Origin of the sequence: Enhygromyxa salina (assembly GCF_000737335.2) — a bacterium.
Taxonomy (GTDB): Bacteria; Myxococcota_A; Polyangia; order Nannocystales; family Nannocystaceae; genus Plesiocystis; species Plesiocystis salina_C.
Map to the genome: position 1 here is coordinate 45719 of NZ_JMCC02000058.1, position 26107 is coordinate 71825.

Here is a 26107-nt window from a genome sequence, read left to right on the forward strand (position 1 = left end):
GAGGCGAATCTAGCACTGCTCGTGCGCGGCACAGTCCGCGCAGCTGCAGGCCTCGTTGTAGGGATCGCACAGCCCGTTGTCGTCACAGCCCTGACAGAAGTTCATGCCGGCGCAGTCGGAGCACACGCAGTCCTCGTTCTGCGTGCACTGACCGTTGTCGTTGCAGCCCTCGCAGTAGCAGGCCACTGCGTCGGCGGCGTCGCACTGGTTGCTGAGGTCCTCGCACATGATCCCGCCGCCCGTGTCACCGTCGCCGTCTCCGTCTCCGTCTCCGTCGCCGTCTCCGTCTCCGTCACCGTCTCCGCCGGGATCACCGTCACCATCGCCGGTGGCGGGACCGCAGACGCCCCCGTCACACATCAAGCCGGGATCGCACGCGCCACCTTGGGTGCATGGGCATCCCTCCAGGCCGATCTGACACGCGTCTTCACACACGCCGCTCTCGCAGGTCAGCCCGGGATCGCACGCGCCCCCGCCGGTGCACGGGCAGCCAGCCTCACCGATCGGGCAGCTCCCATCCGCGTTGGTGTCGGCCGCTTCGGAGCCGGTGTCGCCAGCCGTGCTGGTCCCGCTCTCGCTCTCACTCCCGCTCTCGCTGCCGGACTTGCCACCATCGTCACCGCAGCCGACCGCGGGCGCACAGAAAAACACAGTCAGCGCGACCACCACCAAGCGAGCGTTCATGCCCGCACTCTCGCCCAAATTGCGAGACCCCACAAACCCGGGCTCAGGGCCAGCTGGGCTCGTCATTTTGGTCCGCGTCGCAGACCTCGCGCGCCACGCCGCAGTCGCCCCACAGGCCCGCCTTGGCCGCGATCAGACAGCTGCCGCAGTCAGCAGGCGAGCTCGCGCAGATCTCATCGCAGGCACGATCCGCGCAAGAGTAGAGCGCACCAAGCAAGCGGACCGTCTGCGCGTCGGTCCGCGTGAAGCACTGTCCCGCGCACGTCGAGTCGGGATCCCCACACTCGTTGACGCAAGTGTCGAGCTGCAGACAGGTGTCGAGCTTGATGTCACCCGGGTTGACGCACCAGCACCCGTGCTGGAACGTGGCGGTGGGCGTGCACGTGAAGTTCAAGAGGTTGGCAGATCCACACACCGTCGCGCACGGGTAGGTCAGCAGCTCACCCGTCGCGAGGTCGCAGCTATGCAGCGTGTCCTGGTCCGAACAAAACTCGTCGAGCACGTCGCAGGGCTCGCCTCCGGTCTCCCCCGCGTCACCCGTGTCACCGGTTCCAGCCGTCCCGTCGCCCTCCCCAGACTCGTCCTCGCCGGCTTCGGGCAGGTTCTCGAGCTCCTGGAAAAAATCGCAACCCGTCAGCGCCCCAATGGTGACGGCGAGCACAGTGACGGCAGCAAGCGTGGAGCGCATGCGCGCAGTAGGACACCCGAGCGGTCGGTGGCCAAATAAATGACACTTCTGAGACCAAAGCCCGGGTGTGGCGCGAAGCCGACCATGGTACCGCAGTGATCAGTGAGTCGGATACGCGACTTCCAGGGCCTGCCCGTAGATTCGGTCGACGACGGCTATGAACGCCGGACGCAACGCGGCCGCGGTCTTCGTGCGCGTTTCGCCGCGACCTGCCTCCGCCTCGGCGGCTGGACGGTCGGCGGCGCCCCACCAACCCTAGAAAAATACGTGATCGTGGCGGCCCCGCACACGACCTGGTGGGACGGGTTCTGGATGCTCGCCTTCGCCTGGGTCTGGGGGGTCGACTTGGCCTGGATGGGCAAGGCATCGCTCACCCGCGGGCCGCTTGGGTGGCTGCCCAAAGCATGCGGCGTGATCCCTGTCGACCGCAGCGCGCCCCAAGGTCTCGTCGGCCAGATCGTCGAGCAGTTCGAGTCCCGCAAGTCCCTGCTGCTGGCGATCCCACCAGAGGGCACCCGGGGCAAGCGCGACTACTGGAAGTCGGGCTTCTATCAGATCGCCGTGGGTGCCGAGCTCCCGATCTGCTTGAGCTATCTCGACTACGGCACTCGCGAAGCTGGGTTCGGTCCCATGATCGAGGCCAACGAAGACGTCTGCGCGACCATGGATCAGGTCCGGGCCTTCTACAAGACGTCGTGGGCCAAGCACCCCGAGCTGTTCACGTTGCCGCTACTTCGCGAAGAGCAGATGAGCCCCGTGGTGCCGCTCAAGCCTCGCGCCGAGCCGGCCGACGAGCCGGAAGTTCGCGAAGCGGCGCAAGCTTAGAGCGCGAGCGCTTCGGGTGCCCGGACTCAGGGTGTGCAGCACGAGTCGCCAAGCAGCGCGTTGAGCTGCCCGCCCCGCTCGACGCGGTCGGCCTCGTCGCCGCCTGGAACGGGACCCGGCCAGACCTCGAGCTCCTCGCGTGCCTGCGCTTGGTCCTTGTCCGCCATCTCGCGCAGCGCCGCGGCGTCGCGTTGATCCTGCTGCGCCTGCGCGGCCTTCTCTTCGGCGTCGAGCGATCGGGTCCTCGACGCTGTCGAACTCGGCGATCTGCGCTTGGCCCGTTCGGATGTCGCGGATTTTCAGCTGTACGGCCATCGCGCCCACGATAGCCGGTCTGGGCGCGGACCGCTGGCCCGCGCCCATCTCGATCAGCAGCTCACATCGAGACGTTCATGACCAGGGTGAAGATCGCCCCGCTCGACGAACCGCCGGTGCCAGTGATGCCCTGGTCTTCGCCGCCGATCTCGACGCCAAAGGTCTCGCCAATGTCCGGGTTCACGATCACGAACACGCCCGAGGTCGTGGTCGCCTCGGTCACGAAGTCGTCACCCGCCGCGTTGAGGTAGCGGATCACCGCGTTTGAACTGTTGCCCTTGGTCGGCACGACCACGGCGCCCTCGATGAGATCGCCGGTCGCCACGTCACGGACCAGACCGACGACGCCGCCAGACTCGCCAAGCGGCAGATGGTTGGCGAACTCGGCGTCAGTCATCAAGGCGTCGGACCAGTCCGTCAGCGACTGCGACGGGACCACCCAAATGTCGTGGATCGCGTTGGCCGGGCCGTAGTTGGTGCCGGTGGCCGGGCTCGCGAGGCCGGTCGCGGTGAGGTAGTAGCTGCCACCATCGGCGAGCCCGACGATGCCGAGCGCCGAGGCGATCTGGCCGTCGCTCAGGGTGTCGATGATGCCGTTGGCGTCGCTGGTCCCGGACGCGAGCGGGGCCGCGCCGACCGGGTCGACCGAGGCCTGGATCGCCTGGGCGACGCGCAGGTTGACGTCCGCGACGGTCTGACGCGTGGTGAAGTCCAGGACCCGGCCCATGATGCGGGTCTCACAGACGTCGGTTGGCGACGCCTCTTCGCAGGTGCCTTCAACGGGCGGGACGTCCTGGAACACCTCACACAGCTTCGAGGCGCAATCGCCGTTGGAGAAGCAAGGATCGCCATTGGCCGCGCCGTCGCCGGGGGCGTGGGTCTCTTCGCAGCTCACGCCGTCGCCGTCGCCGTCACCCGTTGGATCGCCGTCGCCATCGCCCGTTGGGTCGCCGTCGCCGTCGCCCGGGTCACCGTCGCCATCGCCGGTGGTGTCGCCGTCGCCGTCGCCGTCGCCGGAAGTGTCTCCGTCAGCGTCGGCCGTGTCGTCGGACTTGCAGCCATTGACCGCCGGGAGGGAGAGCAGCAGGGCCACTCCGCAGATCGAGAGCTTGCCAAGGAGGTCGTTGTTCATGCGTAGCATCATGTTCTCTAGTCGCGTGGATCCGGGGTATCCGGTCCGTGCCGCGGAGGGTAGCAGGGCCGCGACGGCCCAAACAAGCGCCAGCCATGCGCCGCTGGTGAGCCCACGCATGCATTTGGCGCATGGTGGATGCAAACCAAGAGTGCGCTCGCGCCGAGATCCCGGCGGCCACGCAAGTCGCGACAAACCCGAGCACGCGATCGCGTGACTCGGGTTTGGAAGGCGCCTCTGTGGACTACTCTTCGATGGTCTCGACGTAGCCAGCCGGCAGCTTGAAGTCGAACAGCTTGTCGGTGATCCCGACGTTGGTCTTGATCCCCTTGAGCTGAAAATAGTTCGAGGATCCGTCAGTGTTGTAGACCACGAAGCTGTCGACCCGGCCGGTGGTCGCGTGGACCATGAGCACCAGGCCCTTGTAGTGCTTGTTCTTGGCCTTGGGCCGAAGCTCGAGCACATAGTGATCTGCGTCGCCGTAGCGCTGGACCTTGTCCTCCACGGCGTAGCGAACCTCGAACTCGCGGGTCAGCTTCTCGCCGCCAAACAGAAATTTCAGCGCGACGTTGACCTCGGAGTTGCCGTCGGTCGAGGTCTTGATCACCTGCCGGGTGTCGTGCTCGACCATCCACAGCGTGTCGCCGTTGGCGTAGTAGTCGGCGTCTTGCCCATCGCCGTAGTCCCACACCATCTTGCCCGGCTTCTTGAGCTTGAGCTTGCCCGAGGTCTTCTTGGCCTCGCCGTAGGTCGGGTTCCAGTAGGTCTGCTTGAACTTGGCCTCGAGGTCCCCCGTGCCGTCGTAGAAGGCTTGGACCATGACCAGAACTTCAGAGGAGTTGTCGGGGCGCCACGCGGGCGCCATGGGTTTGGAGGTCTTTTCCGGGTTCTGCGCTCGAAACACCTTGGTGATGGTGTCGCGCTCGACGGCGGAGGCGCCGGAGCCAAGCAGAACGGAGAGGCTCAACATTGAAACGAGTACAGCGTGCATGTGGGTTCCTCGAACGGGCGGTCGGCCCGCGTGGTTCTCGGACGGGATCCAGCAGAGCTTATTGTCGGACGCCCGCAAAAGCCACGGGACCCACTGCGCGGGGTATGCGCGAACGCATGATCCAACCCGCTGGCCCCACGTGATTCCCCAGCAACCGCCGGTTCACGCCACGACATCGGCGTCGCGTTGGCGCCCGCGGGCATGGCGTGCGGGCGGAACTCACGCGGCCGAGACGAAGACCTCGCGGGGCTTGCTGCCATTTGGCGGACCGATCGCCCCGTCCTCTTCCATCCGCTCGACGATCTTCGCCGCGCGGTTGTAGCCAACGTTGAGCCGGCGCTGCAGCATCGAGGTCGAGACCTTCTGCGCCTCGGCGACCAGCTGCACGGCCTTGTCGTAGAGCGGATCGTGTGCCCGCTCCTCGTCGGCCTCGTCGGTCTCGACCTCGGCCTTGGTGATCTCCATGTTGTAGGACGCCTTGGCCTGCTTGCGCACGAACTCGACGACCTTCTCGATCTCGGCCTCCGACACGAAGCAGCCGTGGATACGCCGGGGCTCCTTGCCGCGATCCATGTACAGCATGTCGCCCATGCCCAGCAGCTGCTTGGCGCCCTTCTGATCCAGGATCGTGCGCGAGTCGATGTCCGAGGTGACCTGAAACGCGATCCGCGAGGGGAAGTTATTCTTGATCGTCCCCGTGATCACGTCGACCGAGGGCCGCTGCGTGGCCAGGATCAAGTGCACCCCAGCAGCGCGGGCCTTGGCGGCCAGCCGCGCCACGTTGCACTCGACCTCCTTGCTCGCAACCATCATCAGGTCGGCGAACTCGTCGATCACGATCACGATGTAGGGCATCGACTCGGGCCGCGGCGGCAGCTCGACGCCGCCGGTGATCGCCACCGCGTTGCCCTCGGCATCAAACTGCACGCCGCTGAGCCGGCTGCCGTTGACCGCGTCCTCGCCATCGGCCATCGCCTCGGCGGACAGCCCGGCGGCCTCGGCCTCGAGCGCCTTGCTCTCGGCGTCCCACTCGGCCTGCAGCTGCGGCATCTTCTTGTTGTAGCCCTTGATGTCGCGGACCTTGGCGCCCGACAACAAGGCGTAGCGCCGCTCCATCTCGTTGACGGCCCAGCGCAGGGCCAAGTTGGCCTTCTCGGCGTCGGTGATGACCGGCAGCAACAAGTGCGGAATGTCGCGGTAGATGCTGAACTCGAGCATCTTGGGATCGATCAGGATCAGGCGCAGCTGGTCGGGCGTGCACGAGTACAGCAGCGAACACAGCATCGCGTTGACCCCGACCGACTTGCCCGAGCCGGTCGCGCCGGCGACCAGCAAGTGCGGCGACTTGCCAAGATCAATCGAGACCGCCTTGCCAACGATGTCCTTGCCGAGCACCAGCGGCAGGTGCCCGCCGGTCTCTTTGTAGGTGGGGTCGGCCAGGTTCTCTTGCAGGTAGACGGTCTCGCGCTCCTTGTTGGGGACCTCGAGACCGACCGTCGACTTGCCGGGGATCGGCGCGAGGATCCGGATCCGGATCGCCTCGAGCGCCATCGCCAGGTCGTTCTCGAGGTTCTGGATCCGCGAGACCTTGACCCCCGCTTCGGGCTTGAACTCGTAGCGCGTGATGACCGGACCCGGGTGGATCTTGGTGACCTTGCCGCGGATCTTGAAGTGGGCGAAGGCCTCGACGATGCGCCCGGCCTGCTCGTAGATGAAGTCGGTGTCGATCTCGGTCTTGGTCGCCGACTTGTCGATCGCGGCGAACAGGTGCAGGGGCGGGAGCTCGTAGGCACCCTGTAGGTACTGAACGGGCTGTGCGCCATCTCGCCGCGGCGCTGGTTTGGCGTCGTTGGCTGCGCCGACCGCTTCGGTTCGCTTGGCGCGCGCGCGGGCGGCGATCTCGGCTGGGGTCAGCGGCGCCTTCTTGCGACCGGGCTTCCCGTCGGCTTCGGGGCCGTCGTTGGCGGCCGCCTCGGGATCTTCGTCTTGTGCGTCGTCTTCTTCGTCGTCGGCGTCGGGGCCACTGAGTAGATCGGGATCCTCGCTCACGCAGATCTCGGGCCGCTCGTCGCTGCTCGGCGACTTCGATGGAGCGCTCGGCGTCGGCGGCTCGACGGCTTCGAGCTCGTCGGCCTGCGCGATCTGGGGCACCTCGGCTGCCTCGGCGTCGCTGCGCTTGCGGTTCTTGCGAGCGCGCTTGCCCTGCGTCGACTTGCGGGTGGACTTGGACTTTTTCTTGGGGCTCGCGGGCGCCTCGACCTCGGCCTCCTCCCCTGCTTCCTCTTCCTCTTCTTCTTCCTCGTACGCCTCTTCTTCCTCTTCTTCCTCTTCTTCCTCTTCGTACGCCTCTTCCTCTTCCTCGTACGCCTCTTCCTCTTCCTCTTCCTCGTACGCCTCCTCTTCCTCCGCTTCCCCCGTCGCCTCTGCTTCCCACTTCTGCTCCGCGTACTCGCGCTGCGCCTGCGCGATCCCGACGACGCCCGACCACAGGTAGCGCAGCGTCCACAGCCCCCCGCGACCAACCGCCCGCGAGCCCGCGAGCAAGTGGCCAAAGGTCAGCGGCGTCGACGCGATCAGACCCAAGCACATGATCGTGATCGTGAGCAGGTAGGTCCCCGCGTGATCGAACAGACCGATGCTGACCTCGCCCAGCAGCTCGCCAGACAGACCGCCCGCCGTGTACCCGTGCACGCGGTAGCTGGGAAACATCACGTGCAGCAGCACGCAGCCGGCCAAGGTCGCGGACGAAAATCCAATGCCCTCGCCCATGCGCAGCTCCATGCGATGCCCGAGCAGCGCCTTGACGCCGATCCCCACCACGCCGAGCACGACCAGGTACGCGGCCATCCCGAACCCAGCGTAGAGCGCGGCCGCGACCAGCCTGCCGACCGGGCCCATGAGGTTGCCGTCGCCGAACTGATAGGAGATCAGCCCGCCCGCCATCAGCGCGCCGATCGCCAGCAACGCTACGCCCAGGAACTCGCCCCACCCGCGGGGGATCCCAGGATCACTCGGCTCCGGCTCTCGACTGCGCTGCTTCTTCGCCATTTTCTTTAGTGATCTCGTGTGTTTGTGGATCTCGCGGGGCTCCCCAGGTGGTCATAGTAGGATAAAAGCCTACATTTCACCACATTAATCGTTGCGGGGTGTCGCGGGGACCGCCAGGGCGGGTTAGTGTCCGCGCCATGCGACGCGTCGCCATCCTGCTCCCCCTTGTCGCCCTCCTGTTCGGAGGCTGCAAAAAAGATGAACTCGAGGCTGCCCTGGCCAAGGCCGAGGCCGAGCTCGCGCAAACCCGCAAGGATCTCGAAGGCCAGAAGCAGGCCAACGCGACGCTGCAGGCCGAGAACCAGACGCTGCAAGAGCGGATCACCGAGCTCGAGGGCGAGCTCAGCGAGCTCGGCGGGCAGATCACGCAGCTCGAGGGCCAGCTCAAGGATCTCGCCGACAAGGCAGGCATCACCGAGCGCGAGCTCGCCGAGCTGCGCGCCGAGAAGGCGAAGCGCGAGAAGGAGCTCGAGGTCTACCGCAGCTTGTTCGCCAGCCTCAAAAAAATGGTCGATGCCGGCACGATCAAGGTCGGGTTCCGCGAAGGTCGCCTGGTCGTCCAGCTCGACGACGCGATCTTGTTCGACTCGGGCCGCGCCAAGCTCAAGAAGACCGGACAAGAGGCGATCAGCTCGCTGGTCGAGCCGCTCAAGGCCGTCAAGCGCGACTGGATCGTTGGCGGCCACACCGACAACGTGCCGATCAAGACCGCCACCTTCGCCAGCAACTGGGAGCTCAGCTCCGCGCGCGCGCTCGAGGTCACCAACTACTTGATCGAGCAAGGCATGCCGGCCGACCGGATCGGCGCCGCGGGCTACGCCGAGTTTGACCCGGTCGCGGACAACTCCACGCCCGAAGGCCGCGCGCAGAACCGGCGGATCGAGGTCGTGCTGATGCCCACGATCCCGCAGAACCTGCAAGACATGCTCATGAACTAGGCCGCGGCGGCATGCGCTGCACATCGCAGCGAAACCGCCCAGCCAAGACCGACACGGGCCCGAGCGCTTGCAGCTTGGGCTCTGTCGTTTCTGCGTGGGGCGCGGACGCCAGGTCGGCGCACGCGAACTCGCCAGTGAGGGTCATGGACGCGGCGTCAAACTGAATCTCGAGCGCGCAGCTGGGATCGGCGGGCCCGGCTCCGTTGTTGAACGCGTCGTCGCCCTCGTGCCACCAGATCGCAAAGCCTGGATCTGGGCTGCAGTGGCTGCCGTGGGCGCCGGCTGGCATGGGCTCGTAGCGACCGCTGGGCCGCTGGCTCAGCCGACACACATCGATGTCCAAGCGCGGGCCGGCGTCGCCGTCTTGCTCGGGGGTCTGCGCCAAGCGGATCCACAGGTAGTCGCCGCGCTCGGGCTCGGCATACCAGCGACAGAACACGTGGCCCTCCGGGGCGGACCACGAGAGGTCTGACGCAGCGCCGTTGGTGTGTTCGAGGGTGAACGCGCCCTGGGGCCCCGGCGCCTCCACCCGTGGCGCCTGAGCTTCGGGCGCCTGCGGGACCGCACACGCCGCGCACACCACGAGGCCGAGAAGCACTCGCCCGAGCTGAAAACACTGTTGCGCGGTCATCAATTGAGCACGTTCAGATGCAGCGGGTCGCCGTCGAGTTTCAACATCACGCGCAAGTTGGCCTGGCCCGCGACGTGCCACTGATCCCCGGGTGTCGAGGGCTGCAGCTGCAACAACGGCGTCGCAGCCACAGCGGCGGTCGAGATCGCCTCGCCGTCGTAGTCGCGCAGCTGGTACAGCGCAGCGTAGGGCGCGTTGGCGATGGAGCCGTGGATCACCAGCTGCACGTCGACGATGCCCGCGCGTCCCGCAGCCGCGCGCAGCACTTGGCGTGTGCGCCCGGCGTTGGCCCGCAGGTACACGGCCGCGCTCAGATCACGTCGATACACGATCGTTGGCCCAAGCACCGGGTTGCGGTTGAGCTGCAGCTCGACGCGGATCCCCTGCCCCGGGGGATCTTCGGGAGACGCTGGCTGCTCCATCGCTACCCAGCGCAGCCACACCACGAAGGTGTCGCGGGCGAGGTCGAAGGTCAGCGTCGGATACAGGGCCGTCGCCATCGGGCGGAGTGTACACTCCGGCCATGTCATCGGGCCCTGCCATCGAGATCCCCGATCGCCTCAACATGGCCGAATGGTTCCTGGACCGGCGCCTCGACGAGGGTCTGGGCGACAAGACCGCGATCCACTATCACGGCAGCTCGCTCGACCAGCCGCGCCAGCTCAGCTACGCGCAGCTGGTTGGCGAGAGCTGCAAGGTCACCAATTTACTGCGCGAGCTCGGGCTTGGCATCGAGGATCGGGTGCTGATCTTGCTGCCCGACACGCCCGCGTTCGTGGCCTGCTACTTCGGGGTGCTCCGGGCTGGCTGCGTCGCGGTCCCAGCCAACAACTGGCTCAAGGCCAAGGACTACGCCTACTACCTCGAGTACGCCCGGCCCAAGGCCGTGATCGTCGACGCCGAGATCTGGCCAGCCGTCGACGAGGCGCGCCAGACCGAGGGCCGCCACACCAAGCACTACATCGTCCACGACCGGACCTTCGCGGCCACCCCCGAGGGCACCGTCGACATCGCGCAGGCCTGCGGCTCGCTGCCCAGCACCGCGCGCACCGAGCCAACCTACCGCGACGACATCTCGACCTGGCTGAGCTCGAGCGGCTCGACCGGCAACCCCAAGTGCGTGGTCCACATGCACCACGACTTCGTGTGGAACACGATCGCCTACGCCCAGCGCACGCTCAAACTCAAGCGCGACGACATCACGCTGTCCGCCCCCAAGCTGTTTTTTGGCTACGCGCTGGCCAGCAACATGCTGTTCCCGTTCAGCGTGGGGGGCAGCTGCGTGCTGCTGCCCCAACGCGTCAAGCCGGCCGCGTACTTCGAGCTGCTCGAGCGCTACGAGGCCACGCAGTTCGTGACCGTGCCAACGACGATCGCCAAGATGGTCGCCGCCGCCGAGAACGACGGCGCCGCCGACGGCCGTGATCTGTCCAAGCTCCACTCGCTGATCTCGGCCGGCGAGGCGCTTCCACCTCGCATCTATCGGGCCTGGCGCGATCGCTTCAAGGCCGAGATCTACGACGGGATCGGCTCGGCCGAGATGTTCCACGTGTACATCACCAACCGACCCGGCGACGTCAAAGAGGGCAGCCTCGGCAAGCTGGTAGAGGGCTACGAGTACGAGCTGGTCGGCGACGACGGCCGCCCCGTCGCCAAGGGCGAGATCGGGACCGTCGTGATCCGCGGCGGCTCTGCGGGGCTGTGCTACTGGCGGATGCGCGACAAGAGCCGCGAGACCTTTCACGGTGACGCGGTCGTTGGCGGCGACAAGTTCATGGTCGATGCTGACGGCTACTTTTGGTACTGCGGCCGCGGCGACGACATGCTCAAGTGCTCGGGCGTGTTCGTGTCGCCGGTCGAGGTCGAGAACGCCCTGATCGCCCACCCCGCCGTGCGCGAGGCTGGCGTCGTCGGCTTCCGCGACGCCGACGAGCTCGAGAAGACCATGGCCTTCGTGGAGCTCGCGGCTGGGCACGAAGCCAGTGACGAGCTCTCCGAGCAGATCATCGCGCACTGCCGCACGCTGGTCGCCGCGTTCAAGGCCCCGCGCAAGCTCGAGTTCGTGGCTGAGCTGCCGCGCACCGAGACCGGGAAGATCCGGCGGGCTGCGCTGCGCGAGCTGGCGGCCAAGCAGGTCGATGGCGCGGGAGGCCAGGCGTGAGCGCGACGGATCCGGGCGCGGCTGGCCAGGTCTGGGAGCTCGCGCGAATGACCTACGTGGAGGTCGAGGCCGCGCTCGCACGGTCCGAGCCCAAGATCGCGCTGCTGCCAACCGGGAGCACCGAAGCCCACGGGCCTCACCTGCCGCTGGCGACAGACTCGATCATCTCGGTGGAGATGGCCCGGCGCGCGGCGGAGCAGCTCGCCGCCCGCGGGATGATCGCCGTGCGCATGCCAGCGCTGCACTACGCGGTCACCGATTGGGCTGCAGACTTTGCAGGGTCCGCCGGCGTCACCCAGGACACGGCCCGCGCGACCCTGCTCGAGCTCGCGCGCCGTTATGCAACGTTGGGCTTTGACGCGACCGTGCTGATCAACGCGCACCTCGAGCCTGACAACATCGCGACCTTGCGCGGGGTCACCCGCGAATACGCAGAGTCCGGCGCGCCGGGAAAGCTGTTGTTCCCCGACAAGACCCGCCGACGCTACGCGTCCCGCTTGACCCAGGAATTTCAGAGCGGCTCGTGCCACGCCGGACAGTACGAGACCTCTTTGGTGCTGGCGGTGGATCCAAGCTTGGTCCGCGTCGCGCTCGCGCAAAAATTGCCCGAACACCACGTGGCGCTGCACGAGCACATCGCCCGGGGGGCCACGAGCTTCGCAGAGTGCGGCCTCGATCAGGCCTATTGTGGCAATCCGGCCAACGCCAGCGCAGCCGAGGGCCACGCCAGCTACGACGCGCTCGCCAGCATCGTCGTCGACACGGTGCTCGAGGCGTTGGGCGGCTGACCTTTGCGATCAATACGGTGGCGGCCATTACTGGAGGGCCTGGGCCTGCCAGCATTCCGCATGGCCCAATTGGCAGCAACTGTACCGATTGACACAACGTACCAATTGCCAATTGTTCCGTTGGCCACCCGGGTGCTGTCAATATTTGCGCGTACCAGCAGCCCCATTGACCCGTCAAACGTGGACCCAGCCCGGCACTGCGCGACACTCCACGACACCCATACGCTCAAATGATGAGAGTATGGCTGAATGTCGAGGTTCCCGAAGTCATGAGTATGCCCATCTCCCCCACGCTCGGTCTCTTCTTGCTGGTGCTCGGCTCGAGCGGCGCGACGCCGGCTTGCATGGAACCCAATCCGCTGTTCCAACCCGGAGACGAGGTCAGCGAGACGAGTGACGACGAGACGAGCGACGGCACCGACTCGGGCGACGGCGACGGCGACGGCACGGACTCGAGTGGCCGCCCTCGTACGCCTGACCAGGGCAGCGATGGCGATGGCGACGGCGACGGCGACGGCGACGGCGATGGCGATGGCGACGGCGATGGCGATGGCGACGGCGACGGCGATGGCGATGGCGACGGCGACGGCGACGAGTGTGACGACGACGACGACGACGACGACGACGACGACTGCGATGACGGTGACGATGACGGCAAGGGCTCATACCCAGCGGACGACGACTCCGTTCTCGACCTCGCCGAGTATGGGCGGCCAATGCCTGCGTGACGCACGAGAGAGGCGAACCGCTAAATCCCACGCACAAGTGCACGCCTACTGACTCGTCCCTGCCGTTGTCGACTCGGCGCTCGCGGTATCCCGACACAGCTTCGACCTCGCTCCTCGTCAGGAACGGCACAGACGCACCCTGGCACGTCTGCAGGGCCATCCCCGCCGTTGTCGACTCGGCGCTCGCAGTATCCCTAGTCAGGAACGGCCCCAGACTGACTACAGTCAGTTCAGGCGCTGCAGCTTCACGCCGGCCGGCTTCTCGAGCGACACGCGATAGCGCTGGCCTGAAGCCACCTTCACCCGCCCCGCGCTGACCCACGGATCACTCGCGCGCTCGCGCAGCCAGACCTTGTGGCGACCGGGCGGCAGGCTCAGCTTGGCGACGGGCTCGAGCGCCCGCTCCTGTCCGTTGACCTTGACCCACACGAAGAAGAACTCGTGAGCGGCGAACTCCACCTCGGCAGGGATCGCAGCGGGGACCTTGGACGCACGCCGCTTGGGCTCGCTCGGGGCCGCCACCGGTGGTGAAGCCTCTACGACCGGCGCGGCTTCGACGGGCACGGGCGAGACTTCCACAGGCGTGGGAACGGGAACGGGAACGGGAACGGGGACGACCGTGGGCTCGACGGGCGCCTCGGCGGCTGGGGCATCCTCGCTTGGCGCGGACGCAGCCGTGGTGCCGGACAGCCACGCATATCCAAACCCCAGGCTGACACCGAGCACCGCCAGCGCAACCGCCAGCGCAACCGGGGCGCGTCGCCAACCGCTGGCCCGAGCCCCGGCCACCCGCTCGAACGGCTGTGGGGTGGTCTCGGACGCGGCCTCATCGACGGCGAGGATCGAGCGTGTTGCTAGATCCGACGCGTCCTGCGACTCCGACTGCTCATGCCCAGACTGCCCAGACTGCCCAGACTGTTCGTGGACCGTCGGCTCGTCGCTGGGCTCGAGCTCGAGCTCCTCGTCGGAGAATTCCACGGTCAACCCAGTGCGCGGCGCCGCGATCCCAGCGCGACCACGCACCAGCGCGGTCAGCTCGTCGGCGGCGTTGCGATACCCGGGCCAGCGACGCAGGAGCGTCAACGCTTCGCCCGCAGACTGCACACGCGCTCCGCGATCTTTTGCCAGCAGGCCGTCGCGCAGCGCGACCAACTCGAGCGGAACATCGGTTCGGCGCAGCGGCGGGATCTCGCCCGCGACCACCATGCCGAACAGCGCGTCACGCCCAGCCCCCGCACGAAACCGGACGCCGTCGAGCAGCTCTTGCAGCATCGCCCCAACCGCGAACAGATCCGTGGTCGCGTGCTTGGTGTCGCCGCGCAGCTGCTCGGGCGGCATGTAGCGCAGCTTGCCGCGCACGTGCAGGCCCGAGGTCTCCTCGCTGGCCAGGCGCGCGACCCCGAAGTCGCTGACCTTGACCTCACCGCTGACCGAAATCAGCACATTGTGCGGCGAGATGTCACGATGCACGATCGTGCTGCTCTCGTCGCCCTCTGTCAGGCCGTGAGCGTAGGCGAGGCCGCGCAGGACCTCACCGATCACGTGGGCGATGACGTGTAGCTCGAACGCCTGGCCCTCCTCGCGCATCGCGGTTGCGAGCCGGCTCAGATCCATGCCATCCACCCACTCCATGACCAGGTAGCTGCGCCCCTCGTGCTCGCCAACGTCGAACACCTGCACGATGTTGGAGTGCGTCAACATCATGGTCAGACGGCCTTCGTCGACGAACATCCGGCGGTAGACCGGGTTGTTGGCGAAGTGTGAGGCCAGCAACTTGATGGCCACCGCCTTGCTCGCCCCGCCCATGGCCTGGCGCCGCCCCATCCACACCTCGGCCATCCCACCCGAGGCAATGCGGCGAACCAACGCGTATGGACCCAATCGTTGCACTCACATGAGTGAATGACGAATATCCAGAAAATGTCAAGCCAACTTCATACACTTCAATCGTGCTATTTTTGAGTCGCCTATCATCCGACATGGCCAAAGTGACAGGCAATGCGCCCGGGTGCCACCGCCCCCAATTACAGCCCCGGTGTAGATACAGGCCGAATATTCGACGCCACAAAAATCTGGACTCAGGACGGCACTGCGCGACACTTGATCGCACCTGCAGAACATCGCGACAAGAGTATGGCAATTATTTCGGGGCCGTTCTTCGGCATATTACTTACAGTTGGCCTGGTGCTTGGTCCTGCGCACGCCGACGACAGCTATCCAGGTGCCGTCAGCGCGGTCGAGACAGCGCTGGTCCAGATCAACACGGACCCCGAGCGCGGAATTGACACCTTGCGCGCAGCGCTGGTCCATCTTCGCGAGTTCACGCCGCAGCTGGCCGGGGACCCCAAGACGCTCGAACTACGGCTCTTGGCCGAACTCGCCTTGGCTCGGGCTCAGCTCGCCTCGGGAGATCGCTACGCCGCCGCGGCGACGATCGACGCAGCACTCGAGGCCCTGGCCGATGCCCCCCTGCCCAGCGATCGGCTGGGTCCGGGGCTTGGGGCGCTGGTGGCCGAACGCCAGCGCGCGCTCGAGGCCCGCGGCTTCGCGCGACTGCGGGTCGAGTGCCCCACCAAGTGTCGGGTATTGATCAACGAGCGCAACGCGGGGGACGTGGACACGCCGGGGTCCGCACGCGAGCTGGCGCTTCCGCTGGGCACTCATAGGGTCTGGGTCGAGTCGCTGGCCGAAGACGCGACCGCCGACGCAGACCCGCTGCGCACCACGGTCTCCCTGGATGCGGCGGACACCGTCGTCACCGTGACCTACTCGGGATCAGCCGAGACCGCCGACAGCCCCGTCCCCACGCGGGGCCAGGCCAACACCGGTGAGCGCCCACTCGAACTTGGCCCGCAACGCCAACGCCACCGCACCGCGCCGCGCTGGGCCGAGGTCACGACGCTCGTCGCGGGTGGAGCTGCGCTGGTCGCTGGGGCCGTGCTGTTGGCGATCGACAGCCGTTGCCCTCGCGGCGCGGACCCGAACGACCTCGCCGCCTGCCCCGAACTCTACGACACGCGCACAGGTGGAATCGCGCTGGTGTCCGCGGGCTTCGCCGCCAGCTTGACCGGTGGAGTGATGCTGATCGTCGACGAGACCCGGATGGGGGATCGCCGCGGCACCGAGCTCGGCCTGGTCTGGACCACGAGGTTTTGAGCCGATGACCGTACCGATCTCACCCATGTTCTGCGTGCTCGTGCTCGCGCTTGGCAGCGGCGCGTCCACTTGCATGAAGCCCAACCCGCTCATCTACGCGGTCGCCGAAGCGGGCACGGAGTCAGGCGGCGACAGTGAATCCAGCGGCGACAGCGAGTCGGGCAGCGACAGTGAATCCGGCGGCGACAGTGAATCCGAAGATAGCACCGAGTCGGGCGGCGAGGACGAACAAGACACCGAGTTCCCACAGATCCCCGACGTCGCCGACAGCGAACCCAACACCTGCGCCCCACTCGACGCGTTCAACCCCGAGTGCGGGATGTGTCTAGGCTCGAGCTGTTGCGAGCTCGCGCTCGCTTGCGAGGCGGTCGAAGACTGCCCATGCCTTGCGGCCTGCTTGTTCGAAGGCGGCAGCAACGGCACCTGCAAGAACGCCTGCAACGGCACAAAGGCGGACATGCCCGAGCTCGATCCGCTCCTCGATTGCATGGACGAGCTCTGCGACGCCGCGTGCTGATCGGGGTCACACGCGTGTTGTCGCATCGAGCTGTTGGACGCCTTGGTCCGAGACCAGGTAGTCCATGCGCAGATCGTGATCGAGCATCGGGATCGGGCCCCCTGGTGGATCGATGAACGCGGCCAGACAGACCCCACACAGCGGCGGCAACTCGAGTTCCGGGTCCGCCCGGCGAGTCGCCAAGGCCCGATCGTAGTGCCCGGCACCAAATCCCAGCCGCGCGCCGTCTTGGCCGAACCCAAGCCCTGGGACCAGCATCAGATCGACGCCGTGCTCGGCCCCCGGGGCGACCACCCCCTCCCCTGCTTCGGCTGTGTGGACCGGCGGCTCGAGCAGACCCATGCGGCCCGGCTCGAGCTGCGAGAGATCCCGACACGGCCAAAACCGCATGCGCCCCGAGCCGATCAACCTGGGCAACCACACACGCTTGCCAGCCGCGAGCGCGAGCTCGAGCAGCGGCCGGGTGTCGACCTCGCCGCGCACCCCAACGAACGCCGCCAAGCCGCGGGCCTCGACCCACATGGGATGCGCGACGAGCTTGGCCGTGAGCTGCTGCGATCCGAGCAACAAATGCTCGGCCGACAGCGCCCGCCGCCGCGCCAACAACAGCTTGCGCAGGGCCTGCTTGGCTGCATCCGCGCTGGGCTGCTCGAGCTTGGGCTCGGTCATGTGCGCGAGCCTACACCGACGCTCGCCAGCGCGGCCCTGCGACGATAAAACCCGGGCATGTCCAGCTTCGAAGACTACGAGCAACACGACGCGACCGGACTCGCCCGGCTGGTGCGCGATGGAGAGGTGTCGCCGACTCAGCTGGTCGAGGCGGCGATCGAGCGGATCGAAGCGCGGAATCCCAAGATCAACGCGGTCGTGCATCGCAGCTTCGAGCGCGCCCGCACCCAGGCCCTGGATCTGGACCAGCTACCGAGCGGGCCGTTTCGTGGGGTCCCGTTCCTGCTCAAGGATCTCAAGGCGCTCGACGCTGGCCAGCCAAGCAGCAACGGCTCGCGGCTGTGGGCGGACCGGCGGGCGACCCACGACGACGAGCTGGTCCGGCGGTTCAAGGCGGCCGGGCTGATCATCTGTGGACGTACCAATACGCCGGAGCTGGGGATCCTTGGCGTGACCGAACCCGAGCTGTTTGGCCCGACGCGCAACCCGTGGAACACCGACCGCACCCCCGGGGGCAGCAGCGGCGGCGCGGGGGCGGCCGTGGCCGCGGGCATGGTCCCAGCCGCGCACGCCAGCGACGGCGGCGGCTCGATCCGGATCCCCGCCAGCAACTGCGGGCTGGTCGGGCTCAAGCCATCGCGCCACCGGGCCCCCGTCATGGATCCAACCGGCTCGTGGGGCGACCTCGCGGGCGCCCACGTGCTGACCCGCAGCGTGCGTGACAGCGCCGGATTGCTCGACTGCATCTCCGGTCCGCGGCGCGGCGTCGCGGAGCAGCTGCCGGCCCCGGGCGAGTCGTTCGTGACCCAGCTCGAGCGCGCGCCAGAGCGCCTGCGCGTAGCCTTGTGCACCCGCGCGTTGCTGGCCACGGACACCGACCCCGACTGCGTGCAGGCGGCCGAAGACGCCGCCAAGCTGTGCGCCGAGCTTGGTCACGAGGTCGTCGAGGCCACCCCCAGCTTCGATCGTGCCGCGCTGACTCGGGCGTACCTGATCATGGTCTGCTGCGGCACCGCCTCGGCGATCCGCGTGTACGAGGCCGAGCGTGGCAAGCCGGCCCGGGCGGGCGAGCTCGAGCCCAAGACCTGGCTGCTGCGGATCATTGGCGAGTCACTGAGTGCCGGCGAATACATCGAGCAGCTGGCGCTGATCCAAAGGGCATCGATCGAGCTGTCCAACTTCTTCGTGGAGCATGACGTGATGATCACCCCCACGCTGGCCCAACCGGCGCTGAAGGTCGGTGAGATCGCCACAACGGCGCTCGAGCGCAACGCCGCGCGGGTGTTTCGGACCGCCCCGGTCAAACGCGTGATGCTGAAATTGCTCGATGAGCTCGCCGCGGATCCGCTCGCGGCCACCCCCAACACCCAGCTGTTCAACATGACAGGGCAACCAGCCATCTCGCTGCCGCTGCACTGGGACGCCGAGGGGCTCCCGATGGGTGTCCAGTTTGTCGGGCGGCTGGGCGAGGAGGCTCTGTTGTTGCGCTTGGCCAGGCAGATCGAGCAAGCCAAGCCCTGGATGGATCGGCGTCCGACGAACGTGTGAGCTAGAGCGCCGATCAGTGTGGAGTCGCGTCGGCAGGTGCGGCCCCAGATGCGCCTGGCGTCGTGAACTCAGACTGATTGGCGCTCTAGCCCGGTCGATGAGCGACCACCCGAGGTCCTGCCGGGCCGACCCGTCGCCGACCACCCCCACCGCGATCGGCTCGCTCCAGCACCTTCGCAGCTGGCACGCTCCGTGCTAGGTCGCCGTGGTAGCTTTCGAGCAAGAGCGATGAGAGACAAGTCCGGCAAATACCTCCTCACGACACGGATCGGCGCCGGCGGCATGGGTCAGGTCTGGAGCGCGATCAAGCGGAGCGACGACGGGCTGCAGATGCCGTGTGCGATCAAGGTGCTGCACCCCGCGCTGGCCATGACCAACGAGGACCGCGAGCGCTTCTTCGGCGAGGCACGGATCGCCGCCCAGCTCGACCACGGGCGCATCGTCAAGGTCGTTGACACGAGCGAAGTGCAGGGCTCGCCGTGCTTGGTGATGGAGTGGGTCGACGGGGTCAACCTCCGCAACCTGATCGATCGGGCCGAGAAGGCCGGGACCCGCCGGCTGGGGGTCGACATCTCGCTGTACATCGTCGGTGAGATCCTCTCGGCCCTCGAGTATGCCCACGGCCGCACCGTCGCGGGCGAGCACGCAGGGGTCGTGCACTACGACGTCACCCCGGGCAACATCCTGGTCTCGTCCAGCGGCGAGGTGAAGCTGACAGACTTCGGGATCGCACGCTTCGCCAAGACCTCCGAAGCCACGATGTCACGCTCGATCGGGACCCCGCGCTACATGTCACCCGAGCAGATGACCGGCCGGGTTCGCATGCAGTCCGACATCTACAGCCTTGGCGTCGTGTTGCACGAGTTGCTGGAGGGCGAGCGGTTCCTTGGCAACTGCACGGTGGCGGAATTTCAGTCGAGCGTGCTGGGTGGGCACATCCCGGACCTGACCGTGCCAGACATCCCCGCGTGGGTCGATCAGCTGCGGCGGCGCATGCTGGGGACCCGGCCAGAGGATCGCCCCTCGGCAGGTGACGCGCACTGGATGATCGTTCAGAACACCGCCCGCTATCAGATCGCCGCGCGCGAGCTCAAGGTCTTCTACAATCGCATGATCGGGCGGCCGCGCTCGGGCTTCACCGAGCTGATCGAGCTGCACAAAGACGATCAGAGCCTGCCCGCGTCGCTGTTCAACCAGAGCGACTCACAGCCGCTCGCTGTCGATCCGGACGCCCGCACCAGCGCCGAGCCCTCTGGCCCCCAGACCTCTGGCCCCCAAGCCGTCGAACCCATGCAGCTGCGGCGGGCAAGCGTGGACGCTGCAGATCAGCTTGGTGACTACGCAACCAGCGAGCGCACGAACACCAGTGCGGCATCCGTTCCCATCAATGAGGCGGTGTGCGAGCCAACGCTCAGGCTGCCGACCCCCACGGGTCTGGCCGCAGCAGAAATGATCGTCACCGAGGCAGATCATCCGTGGCCCGCGCCACCGACCAAGCCCGCGCCCGCGGGGCTCGTCTTGCCCAGGGCGCTGATCATCGGGGCGGTCTGCATGGCCGTGTTCTCGGGGGTGTTGTTCGTTTGGGCGGCTGTCTCGATCATCCGTCGCCCGGCAGCCGCCGATGTTTCGGCCCCGGATCCGGCGGCTGTGGCGTCGAAGCAGCGACCAACGGACCGCAAGCTCGAGTCCGCGAAGCCGGCCGTCGAGCAAGAGCCCACTCCCCCACCGGTCGAGCCCATTCCTGCGCCCGAGTTCGAGCCGTCCATACCCGATCCGGCGCTCGATCCACCCGAGCCCGAACCCGAACCCGAACCAACCCCGACGGCCGAGGCCGAGCCCAAGCCCGAGCCCAAGCCCAAACCGACAAAGCCCAAGCCCAAGCCAGCCGTGGAGGTGACGTTCGTGATCAGCGGCGCGACGAAGGCCGAGCTCGAGGTCGGCAAGCGCAGCATCGCCTATAAGTCCTTCGCCCTGACCACGCTCAGGCCTGGCAACTACCCCGTTCGCTGGCGCGAGACCCCAAGCGAAGCGTGGAACGCCGCCGGCACCCTGCGGATCGACAGCGACCTCGCGTCGGGCACCTTCTACGATGTCAAGCTCACCAAGACCACGCTCAAGGCGACCAAGGGCGCGAAAGGATCTGCCAAGTGAAGGCGCCTGAGCTCGAAGCCCCCAGCACGGGCGAGGTCGTGGGTGACGGTCGCTTCGAGCTGCTGTCAAACCTTGGCGAGGGGGGGACGAGCGTGGTCTACCGCGCGCACGATTGCAGGCTGGGCGTCGAGGTCGCGCTCAAGCTGCTGTTGCCGCGCTACGTCGGCCGGCCCGAGCGAGAGCAGCGCCTGATCAACGAGGCAGAATACCTGCGCCGGCTCCGAGGGCACCCACACATCGTCGAGTTCGTCGACGCCGGCCGGCTCGAGGATCGCGGCCGTTGGCCATGGCTGGCCACGGAAGTGCTCACCGGTCAGCCGCTCGACATGGTCTTCGTCCGCGGAACGCTGGAGATCGCGAGGATCGTCGAGGTCGCCAAACAGATCGCGGCGGGCCTGCACGCTTGCCACACGGCCGGCGTCGTTCACCGCGACGCGACGCCAAGCAACGTGTTCACGCTCGACGACGCGTCGGGCACCATCAAGCTGTTCGACTTCAGCCACGCCGCGGATCTGTGCGCGCCGCAGCTGGCCGTGGGCGCTCCCGGCCGGCTCACTGGAGTCCACGATGTTCCTGGCACGCTCGGCTACATGGGCCCCGAGCAGGTTCGGCAGGAGGCTGCGGATCCAAGCATGGACGCGTTCGGGTTTGGGGTGCTGCTGTTCGAGCTGGTCACGCGTCAGAATCCCTATGCGCACATCCAGGATCGCGGCGCGTACATCCAGGGACAGCGCGAGGGCAAGCTCGAGGCGCCGCGGCTGCACGCGTGGGCCTATGGCGCGCCCGAAGAGCTCGGCGAGCTGGTCCACGACTGTACGAAGCGGCTTGGCGCCGAGCGGCCAACGATGGAGCAGATCATCGAGCGGCTGGGGTCGATCGATCCCACGGCCGTCGCCACGGGTACCACGCCAACACCAACGCCGGTGCTGGTGCCGGATCCGACCGTGAAGATGGATCTGAGGCCAGCCCCCGAGCCGCCCGACCCGACCGCGTGGCGGTCCGCTCCGCCCGGGGCCGACGCGACCGTGAACATGCAGCCGTGGCCCGCTCCCGACCCGGGTCCAGACGCGACCGCGGACATGCAGCCGTGGCACGCTCCCCAACTGGGATCCCACGCGAGCATGAAGGTCCACGCTCCCGAGCACGGGCCCGACACCACCGCGAAGGTCCAGCTTCCGCTGGCTTCCCAACCGGGGGCCGACGCGACCGCGAAGGTCCAGCTCTGGCCCGCTCCCCAATCAGGGCTCGACGCGACCGCGAAGGTCCAGCTTCGGCCCGAGCCGGGACCCGACACCACCGCGAAGCTCCAGCTTCGGCCCGAGCCAGGACCCGACACCACCGCGAAGGTCCAGCTTCGGCCCGAGCCAGGATCCGACGCCACCGCGAGGGTCCAGCTTCGGCCCGAGCCAGGGCCCGACGCCACCGCGAAGGTTCAGCTCCGGCCCGAGCCAGGACCCGACGCCACCGCGAAGGTCCAGCTTCGGCCCGAGCCAGGGCCCGACGCCACCGCGAAGGTCCAGCTTCGGCCCGAGCCAGGGCCCGACACCACCGCGAAGGTTCAGCTCCGGCCCGAGCCAGGACCCGACGCCACCGCGAAGGTCCAGCTTCGGCCCGAGCCAGGGCCCGACGCCACCGCGAAGGTCCAGCTTCGGCCCGAGCCAGGGCCCGACACCACCGCGAAGGTCCAGCTTCGGCCCGAGCCAGGGCCCGACACCACCGCGAAGGTTCAGCTCCGGCCCGAGCCAGGACCCGACGCCACCGCGAAGGTTCAGCTCCGGCCCGAGCCAGGACCCGACGCGACGCAAGAGATGGATCCGGGGCCGACCGCGGATCCAGTCCCCGACACCACAGTCAAGGTCGCGTCGCTCGAGCCCCGCTTGCAGCGAAAAGCTGCCGCGATCGGAGCCTGGGGTCCCCCGCCGTCGACACAGCCTGCAGTAGCCGAGCCGCTGCCGGCTCAGCCTGCGCAGCCGGTGGAGGACGTGACGGAGGTCGTCCAAGTGGCGAAAGCGGTCAACCGTCCGGCCTCCGAGTGGGCCTCCGAGCAGGATGACGACACCGCCCAGCTTGCATTCGCTCGGCCGCCACAACTGCGCCCCGCACCGGCCCCCGCGCCCAAGACCCAACCCGCGGTCGAGCCCGAGCCCGAGCCCGAGCCAACCCCCGACGCGCCACCGCTCAGCAATCGCCGCGCTGGGTTCTGGTGGGTCGTGATCGCGCTCCTGTTGGTTGGGGTCATCGCGTTCGTGGGCTGGCGATGGCTCCACGAGCCCCCCAGCGACGAACCGGCGCCAGCGCCAACCCAGACGAAACAGCGCGCGGAGCCGATCCCCGCTCCTGCTCCCGCTCCAGTCCCCCACCTCGAGCCGGTGCCCGAGGTCGAGCCCACGCCCGATCCAGTCGTTCAGCCCAAACCCCAACCCAAGCCCAAGCCCAAGCCCGAACCAGAACCCACCCCAAAGCCCGAGCCCGACGCTTGCGAAGGTGTCGCGGACCAGGCCCGCAAGGCGCTCGCCGATCGCAACTGGCGGCGCGCGCTCTCGCTGTCTGCGAACCGCAAGTGCTGGGCCTCCCAGGCCGAGCGCGCGGCCCTGCGTGTCGACGCGTTCTCGGAGCTTGGCGAGTGGACCAAGTGCGTCGAGGCGGGCTCGGGCTCGACGGACTCGAAGGTTCGCGCCAAGGTTGATGGTTGTCGCATGTTCGCAACCCCTGAGACGTCCCCATGAAAAAGCCGCTCATTGCTCTCTCTCTCAGCGTGCTGGCCGTGTTCGGCTGGACCCACCCGATCGCCCACGCGGCTCCGCCTGCTGCGTCACAGACGTCGGCTGACCCGATCGCGCTCGCGGTCGATGTCTCTGAGCTGCCGGAGGCCGAGCGTGGTGTGGGGCCGGTGCTGCTTGGCCAATTGCGCACGCTCGTCGAAGCTGGCGGGTTCGAGATCACAGAAGACCCCGCCGCGGCGATGGTGCTTCAGGTTCGGGTTCGGATCCTGGAAGCTGGGGATCGCAACTATGGGATCCACTTCGAGTTCGTTGACGGTGGGTCTGTCGTGCCCGCGGCGGAGTGGACCGATTGTGTGTTTTGTACCGAGGCGAGGATGCTGCAAAAGCTCGAGTCGAAGCAGGCGGAGCTGCTTGCGTCGATCGAGGCGCGACAGCAAGTGCCCGCGGAGACGGATGACGGCGGCGACGGTGGCGATAGCGACAGTGAGGACGACGGCGGGGCCGCGCCGTTGCCGAAGCCGATTGGGCCGATCGGCATCGCGGGGGCTGCGGTCTCCGTGGTGGGGTTGGGCGCGATCGTCTGGGGTGCGGTCGAGGTCTCGCGCGGGCGGGTTTACGAGCATCCGGCGGGGCTTTTCTATGAACGAACCAGCGTCAACCATGCCCCTCGCGGGTACGTGCTGGTTGGCGTCGGGGCTGCCGTCGCTACAGCCGGCCTCGTGATGCTCGGCGTCGACATGGGCCGCCGGGCCAAACAGCGCAAACACGGGCGATCGCAAGCCCTCATTGTTCCCACGTTCTCCCCCACCGGCCTCGGCCTTGGGATCTCCGGTAGCTTCTAGGCAAAGGATCACGACAATGCAAAAATCTCTCATCATTCTCAGCGCTGGCTTCATCGTGGGCTTGAGCATCTCCGCATGTGGAACAACTACCGAACCTGATCCAGATCACTGCGCCCGAGCCGACGGTGCTGCAACCTGTGCAGAGCGGTACGATGGCGAACGCCCGTATTGCACAACCCCCGAGTGTGATCCGAGCGGCGAGGGGTTCAGTGGGTGTGTGGAGGAGGAGCCCACCGAGGAGTGCAACTACGCCTGTGGCGGGGATCAGAACATCCTCGAGGACGACAGCTGCGTGGTCGCTGGCGACGGCGACGGTGACCCCACTGGCGACGGCGATGGCGACGGCGATGGCGATGGCGATGGCGACGGCGACACCGCGTGCATGGGGCCTGCCGACTGCGCCGACTCGATGATGCCGTTTTGCGACCTCGACAGCGGTATGTGCGTGGACTGCGACGGCACCGCCGATGGGGACACTTCGTGCGCCGAGTTGGACCCGAGCACGCCTGTGTGTGAGGCCGGGCTGTGCGTCGCGTGTGCGGCTGAGAAAGAGGATGCCTGCGTCGGGACCACGCCTATTTGTGACGTCGAGGCCAACACTTGCGTTGGGTGCTCCTCCCACGAGCAGTGCAATGACAGCGCGTGCAACTTGGCGGCGGGGAACTGCATGGACCCCGCGAACACCGTGCACGTCAATGGTAGCGGCAACTCCAACTGCGCCCCAGGTGGAGATGGTTCGGAGTCCACGCCATATTGCACGGTGAACCAAGCATTGACGGCGGTGGACTCGAATTCCCTCATCGTGCTCCATGAGGTCAATTCACCTCCGTTCATCTACCCCGACGATGCCATCACGTTGCAACTCAGTGTGGCCATATTCGCGGCGCCCGGTGAAAGCCCCGTTCTGCGAGGGACCTCCGGCGCAACTGCCCTGACCGTAGCGAACGCTGGCAACCTATTCATGCGAGGCGTCACCATCGCAAACACCGCAAACGGTGGCGTCGGCGTCGAGATCACCGGCGCCGCATGGATCGAGCGTTCGAAGATCGTGAACAACGCTGGCGGCGGCATCGTCGTTGACGGCGGCGGGATGTTGGTGCTCGAGAACAGCTTCGTCGGCGGAGACCAGAGTGACAAAAACGCGATCTACGTCGCAGATGGCGCAGCAAACATTCTATACTCGACACTTGCGGCCGGCTTTGGAAGTGCGTCATCGCTATTTTGCGACGATGGCCTGAGCACGACTGTACGCAACTCGTTGCTCGTGGCTCGGACGGGAGGTGACGAGCTAACTTGCCCAAGTGTCTCAATCATCAGCAGCGCCTTGGAAATGGATGCACCTGAAAGCGTGTCCTTGGGAGACATGCCTGACACCAGCTGGTTCGTGGGCTACACAGATGGAGACTTCCGGCTGTCCGGCAGTCACCCCCCACTCATCAATACTGCCGCCACCTGGCAAACCGGCGACCCTGACACCGACATCGAACTTGATCCACGCCCAACGACCGACGGCACCCTCGACTTCGCGGGCGCCGACATTCCGTGACGGATCCGCGACCGCCCGCCACTACC

Annotated in this window: 22 protein-coding genes; 12 read left to right on the forward strand and 10 right to left on the reverse strand. The window is 67.2% G+C overall.

The window, feature by feature from the left end; all coding sequences use genetic code 11:
* Window positions 1-9: 9 nt before the first annotated feature.
* Window positions 10-684 (reverse strand): hypothetical protein, encoded by a 675-nt coding sequence (locus DB30_RS41575; protein ID WP_052552035.1) that lies wholly within the window; start codon window positions 682-684, stop codon window positions 10-12.
* Window positions 685-727: 43 nt separating this feature from the next.
* Window positions 728-1372 carry a hypothetical protein gene (locus DB30_RS21745; protein ID WP_146660027.1) on the reverse strand — a complete coding sequence of 215 codons (645 nt, stop codon included), beginning with the start codon at window positions 1370-1372 and terminating at the stop codon, window positions 728-730.
* A 102-nt stretch (window positions 1373-1474) separates the two neighbouring features.
* On the opposite strand from DB30_RS21745, the gene DB30_RS21750 reads away from it, so the two are divergent.
* Window positions 1475-2197, forward strand: coding sequence for a 1-acyl-sn-glycerol-3-phosphate acyltransferase (locus DB30_RS21750; RefSeq protein WP_240480299.1), 723 nt, complete (start codon window positions 1475-1477; stop codon window positions 2195-2197).
* Between the two features lie 26 nt (window positions 2198-2223).
* Here DB30_RS21750 and DB30_RS21755 read toward each other — a convergent pair whose 3' ends face one another.
* The 4 genes from DB30_RS21755 to DB30_RS21770 form a co-directional block, all read right to left on the reverse strand.
* Window positions 2224-2364, reverse strand: coding sequence for a hypothetical protein (locus DB30_RS21755; RefSeq protein WP_153258382.1), 141 nt, complete (start codon window positions 2362-2364; stop codon window positions 2224-2226).
* Between the two features lie 209 nt (window positions 2365-2573).
* Window positions 2574-3644, reverse strand: a complete 1071-nt coding sequence (locus DB30_RS21760; RefSeq protein WP_052552040.1) for a hypothetical protein — start codon at window positions 3642-3644, stop codon at window positions 2574-2576.
* Window positions 3645-3888: 244 nt separating this feature from the next.
* Window positions 3889-4614 carry a LolA family protein gene (locus DB30_RS21765; protein WP_052552043.1) on the reverse strand — a complete coding sequence of 242 codons (726 nt, stop codon included), beginning with the start codon at window positions 4612-4614 and terminating at the stop codon, window positions 3889-3891.
* A 240-nt stretch (window positions 4615-4854) separates the two neighbouring features.
* Window positions 4855-7683 carry an FtsK/SpoIIIE family DNA translocase gene (locus DB30_RS21770; protein WP_052552046.1) on the reverse strand — a complete coding sequence of 943 codons (2829 nt, stop codon included), beginning with the start codon at window positions 7681-7683 and terminating at the stop codon, window positions 4855-4857.
* A gap of 137 nt (window positions 7684-7820) precedes the next feature.
* On the opposite strand from DB30_RS21770, the gene DB30_RS21775 reads away from it, so the two are divergent.
* Window positions 7821-8621 (forward strand): OmpA family protein, encoded by an 801-nt coding sequence (locus DB30_RS21775; protein ID WP_052552049.1) that lies wholly within the window; start codon window positions 7821-7823, stop codon window positions 8619-8621.
* On the opposite strand, the gene DB30_RS21780 is transcribed toward DB30_RS21775, so the two are convergent.
* Together DB30_RS21780 and DB30_RS21785 are read right to left on the reverse strand one after the other, a co-directional pair.
* Window positions 8611-9219, reverse strand: coding sequence for a hypothetical protein (locus DB30_RS21780; RefSeq protein ID WP_146660031.1), 609 nt, complete (start codon window positions 9217-9219; stop codon window positions 8611-8613). The two genes, DB30_RS21775 and DB30_RS21780, sit on opposite strands and share 11 nt — an antisense overlap.
* 32 nt (window positions 9220-9251) lie before the next feature.
* A complete protein-coding gene (locus DB30_RS21785; RefSeq protein ID WP_052552054.1) occupies window positions 9252-9752 on the reverse strand; it encodes a hypothetical protein in 501 nt (166 codons plus the stop codon).
* A gap of 23 nt (window positions 9753-9775) precedes the next feature.
* Here DB30_RS21785 and DB30_RS21790 point away from each other — a divergent pair, with 23 nt between their 5' ends.
* From DB30_RS21790 to DB30_RS21800, 3 genes are all read left to right on the forward strand, one after another.
* Window positions 9776-11413 (forward strand): benzoate-CoA ligase family protein, encoded by a 1638-nt coding sequence (locus tag DB30_RS21790; protein ID WP_052552057.1) that lies wholly within the window; start codon window positions 9776-9778, stop codon window positions 11411-11413.
* Window positions 11410-12201, forward strand: coding sequence for a creatininase family protein (locus DB30_RS21795; protein ID WP_052552060.1), 792 nt, complete (start codon window positions 11410-11412; stop codon window positions 12199-12201). Before DB30_RS21790 ends, DB30_RS21795 begins: the two co-directional genes overlap by 4 nt.
* Window positions 12202-12470: 269 nt before the next feature.
* Window positions 12471-12929, forward strand: coding sequence for a hypothetical protein (locus DB30_RS21800; protein ID WP_165703883.1), 459 nt, complete (start codon window positions 12471-12473; stop codon window positions 12927-12929).
* Window positions 12930-13154: 225 nt separating this feature from the next.
* Here DB30_RS21800 and DB30_RS21805 read toward each other — a convergent pair whose 3' ends face one another.
* Entirely contained in the window at window positions 13155-14795 is a 1641-nt protein-coding gene (locus DB30_RS21805) for a serine/threonine-protein kinase (RefSeq protein ID WP_146660033.1), read from the reverse strand.
* A gap of 318 nt (window positions 14796-15113) precedes the next feature.
* Between DB30_RS21805 and DB30_RS21810 the strand changes: the two genes are divergently transcribed.
* Together DB30_RS21810 and DB30_RS21815 are read left to right on the forward strand one after the other, a co-directional pair.
* On the forward strand, window positions 15114-16085 hold the full coding sequence (locus DB30_RS21810) for a hypothetical protein (RefSeq protein WP_052552068.1): 972 nt from the start codon (window positions 15114-15116) through the stop codon (window positions 16083-16085).
* A 4-nt stretch (window positions 16086-16089) separates the two neighbouring features.
* On the forward strand, window positions 16090-16602 hold the full coding sequence (locus tag DB30_RS21815) for a hypothetical protein (RefSeq protein WP_146660035.1): 513 nt from the start codon (window positions 16090-16092) through the stop codon (window positions 16600-16602).
* 6 nt (window positions 16603-16608) lie between these two features.
* On the opposite strand, the gene DB30_RS21820 is transcribed toward DB30_RS21815, so the two are convergent.
* The gene (locus DB30_RS21820; RefSeq protein ID WP_052552075.1) at window positions 16609-17271 is read right to left on the reverse strand and encodes a 5-formyltetrahydrofolate cyclo-ligase; all 663 of its coding nucleotides are present in this window, start codon (window positions 17269-17271) and stop codon (window positions 16609-16611) included.
* 57 nt (window positions 17272-17328) lie between these two features.
* Here DB30_RS21820 and DB30_RS21825 point away from each other — a divergent pair, with 57 nt between their 5' ends.
* The 5 genes from DB30_RS21825 to DB30_RS21845 all read left to right on the forward strand — a co-directional run bounded on the left by DB30_RS21825 (window position 17329) and on the right by DB30_RS21845 (window position 26081).
* The gene (locus DB30_RS21825) at window positions 17329-18819 is read left to right on the forward strand and encodes an amidase (RefSeq protein ID WP_052552076.1); all 1491 of its coding nucleotides are present in this window, start codon (window positions 17329-17331) and stop codon (window positions 18817-18819) included.
* A 228-nt stretch (window positions 18820-19047) separates the two neighbouring features.
* Window positions 19048-20970: a serine/threonine-protein kinase gene (locus DB30_RS21830; protein WP_052552080.1), complete on the forward strand. Its 1923-nt coding sequence runs from the start codon at window positions 19048-19050 to the stop codon at window positions 20968-20970.
* Complete coding sequence (locus DB30_RS42825; protein WP_052552084.1) at window positions 20967-23696, forward strand: serine/threonine protein kinase; 2730 nt, start codon at window positions 20967-20969, stop codon at window positions 23694-23696. The genes DB30_RS21830 and DB30_RS42825 overlap by 4 nt, the downstream gene beginning before the upstream one ends.
* Window positions 23693-24535 carry a hypothetical protein gene (locus DB30_RS21840; RefSeq protein ID WP_052552087.1) on the forward strand — a complete coding sequence of 281 codons (843 nt, stop codon included), beginning with the start codon at window positions 23693-23695 and terminating at the stop codon, window positions 24533-24535. The genes DB30_RS42825 and DB30_RS21840 overlap by 4 nt, the downstream gene beginning before the upstream one ends.
* Window positions 24536-24752: 217 nt before the next feature.
* Window positions 24753-26081: a right-handed parallel beta-helix repeat-containing protein gene (locus tag DB30_RS21845; protein ID WP_052552090.1), complete on the forward strand. Its 1329-nt coding sequence runs from the start codon at window positions 24753-24755 to the stop codon at window positions 26079-26081.
* Window positions 26082-26107: the final 26 nt, after the last annotated feature.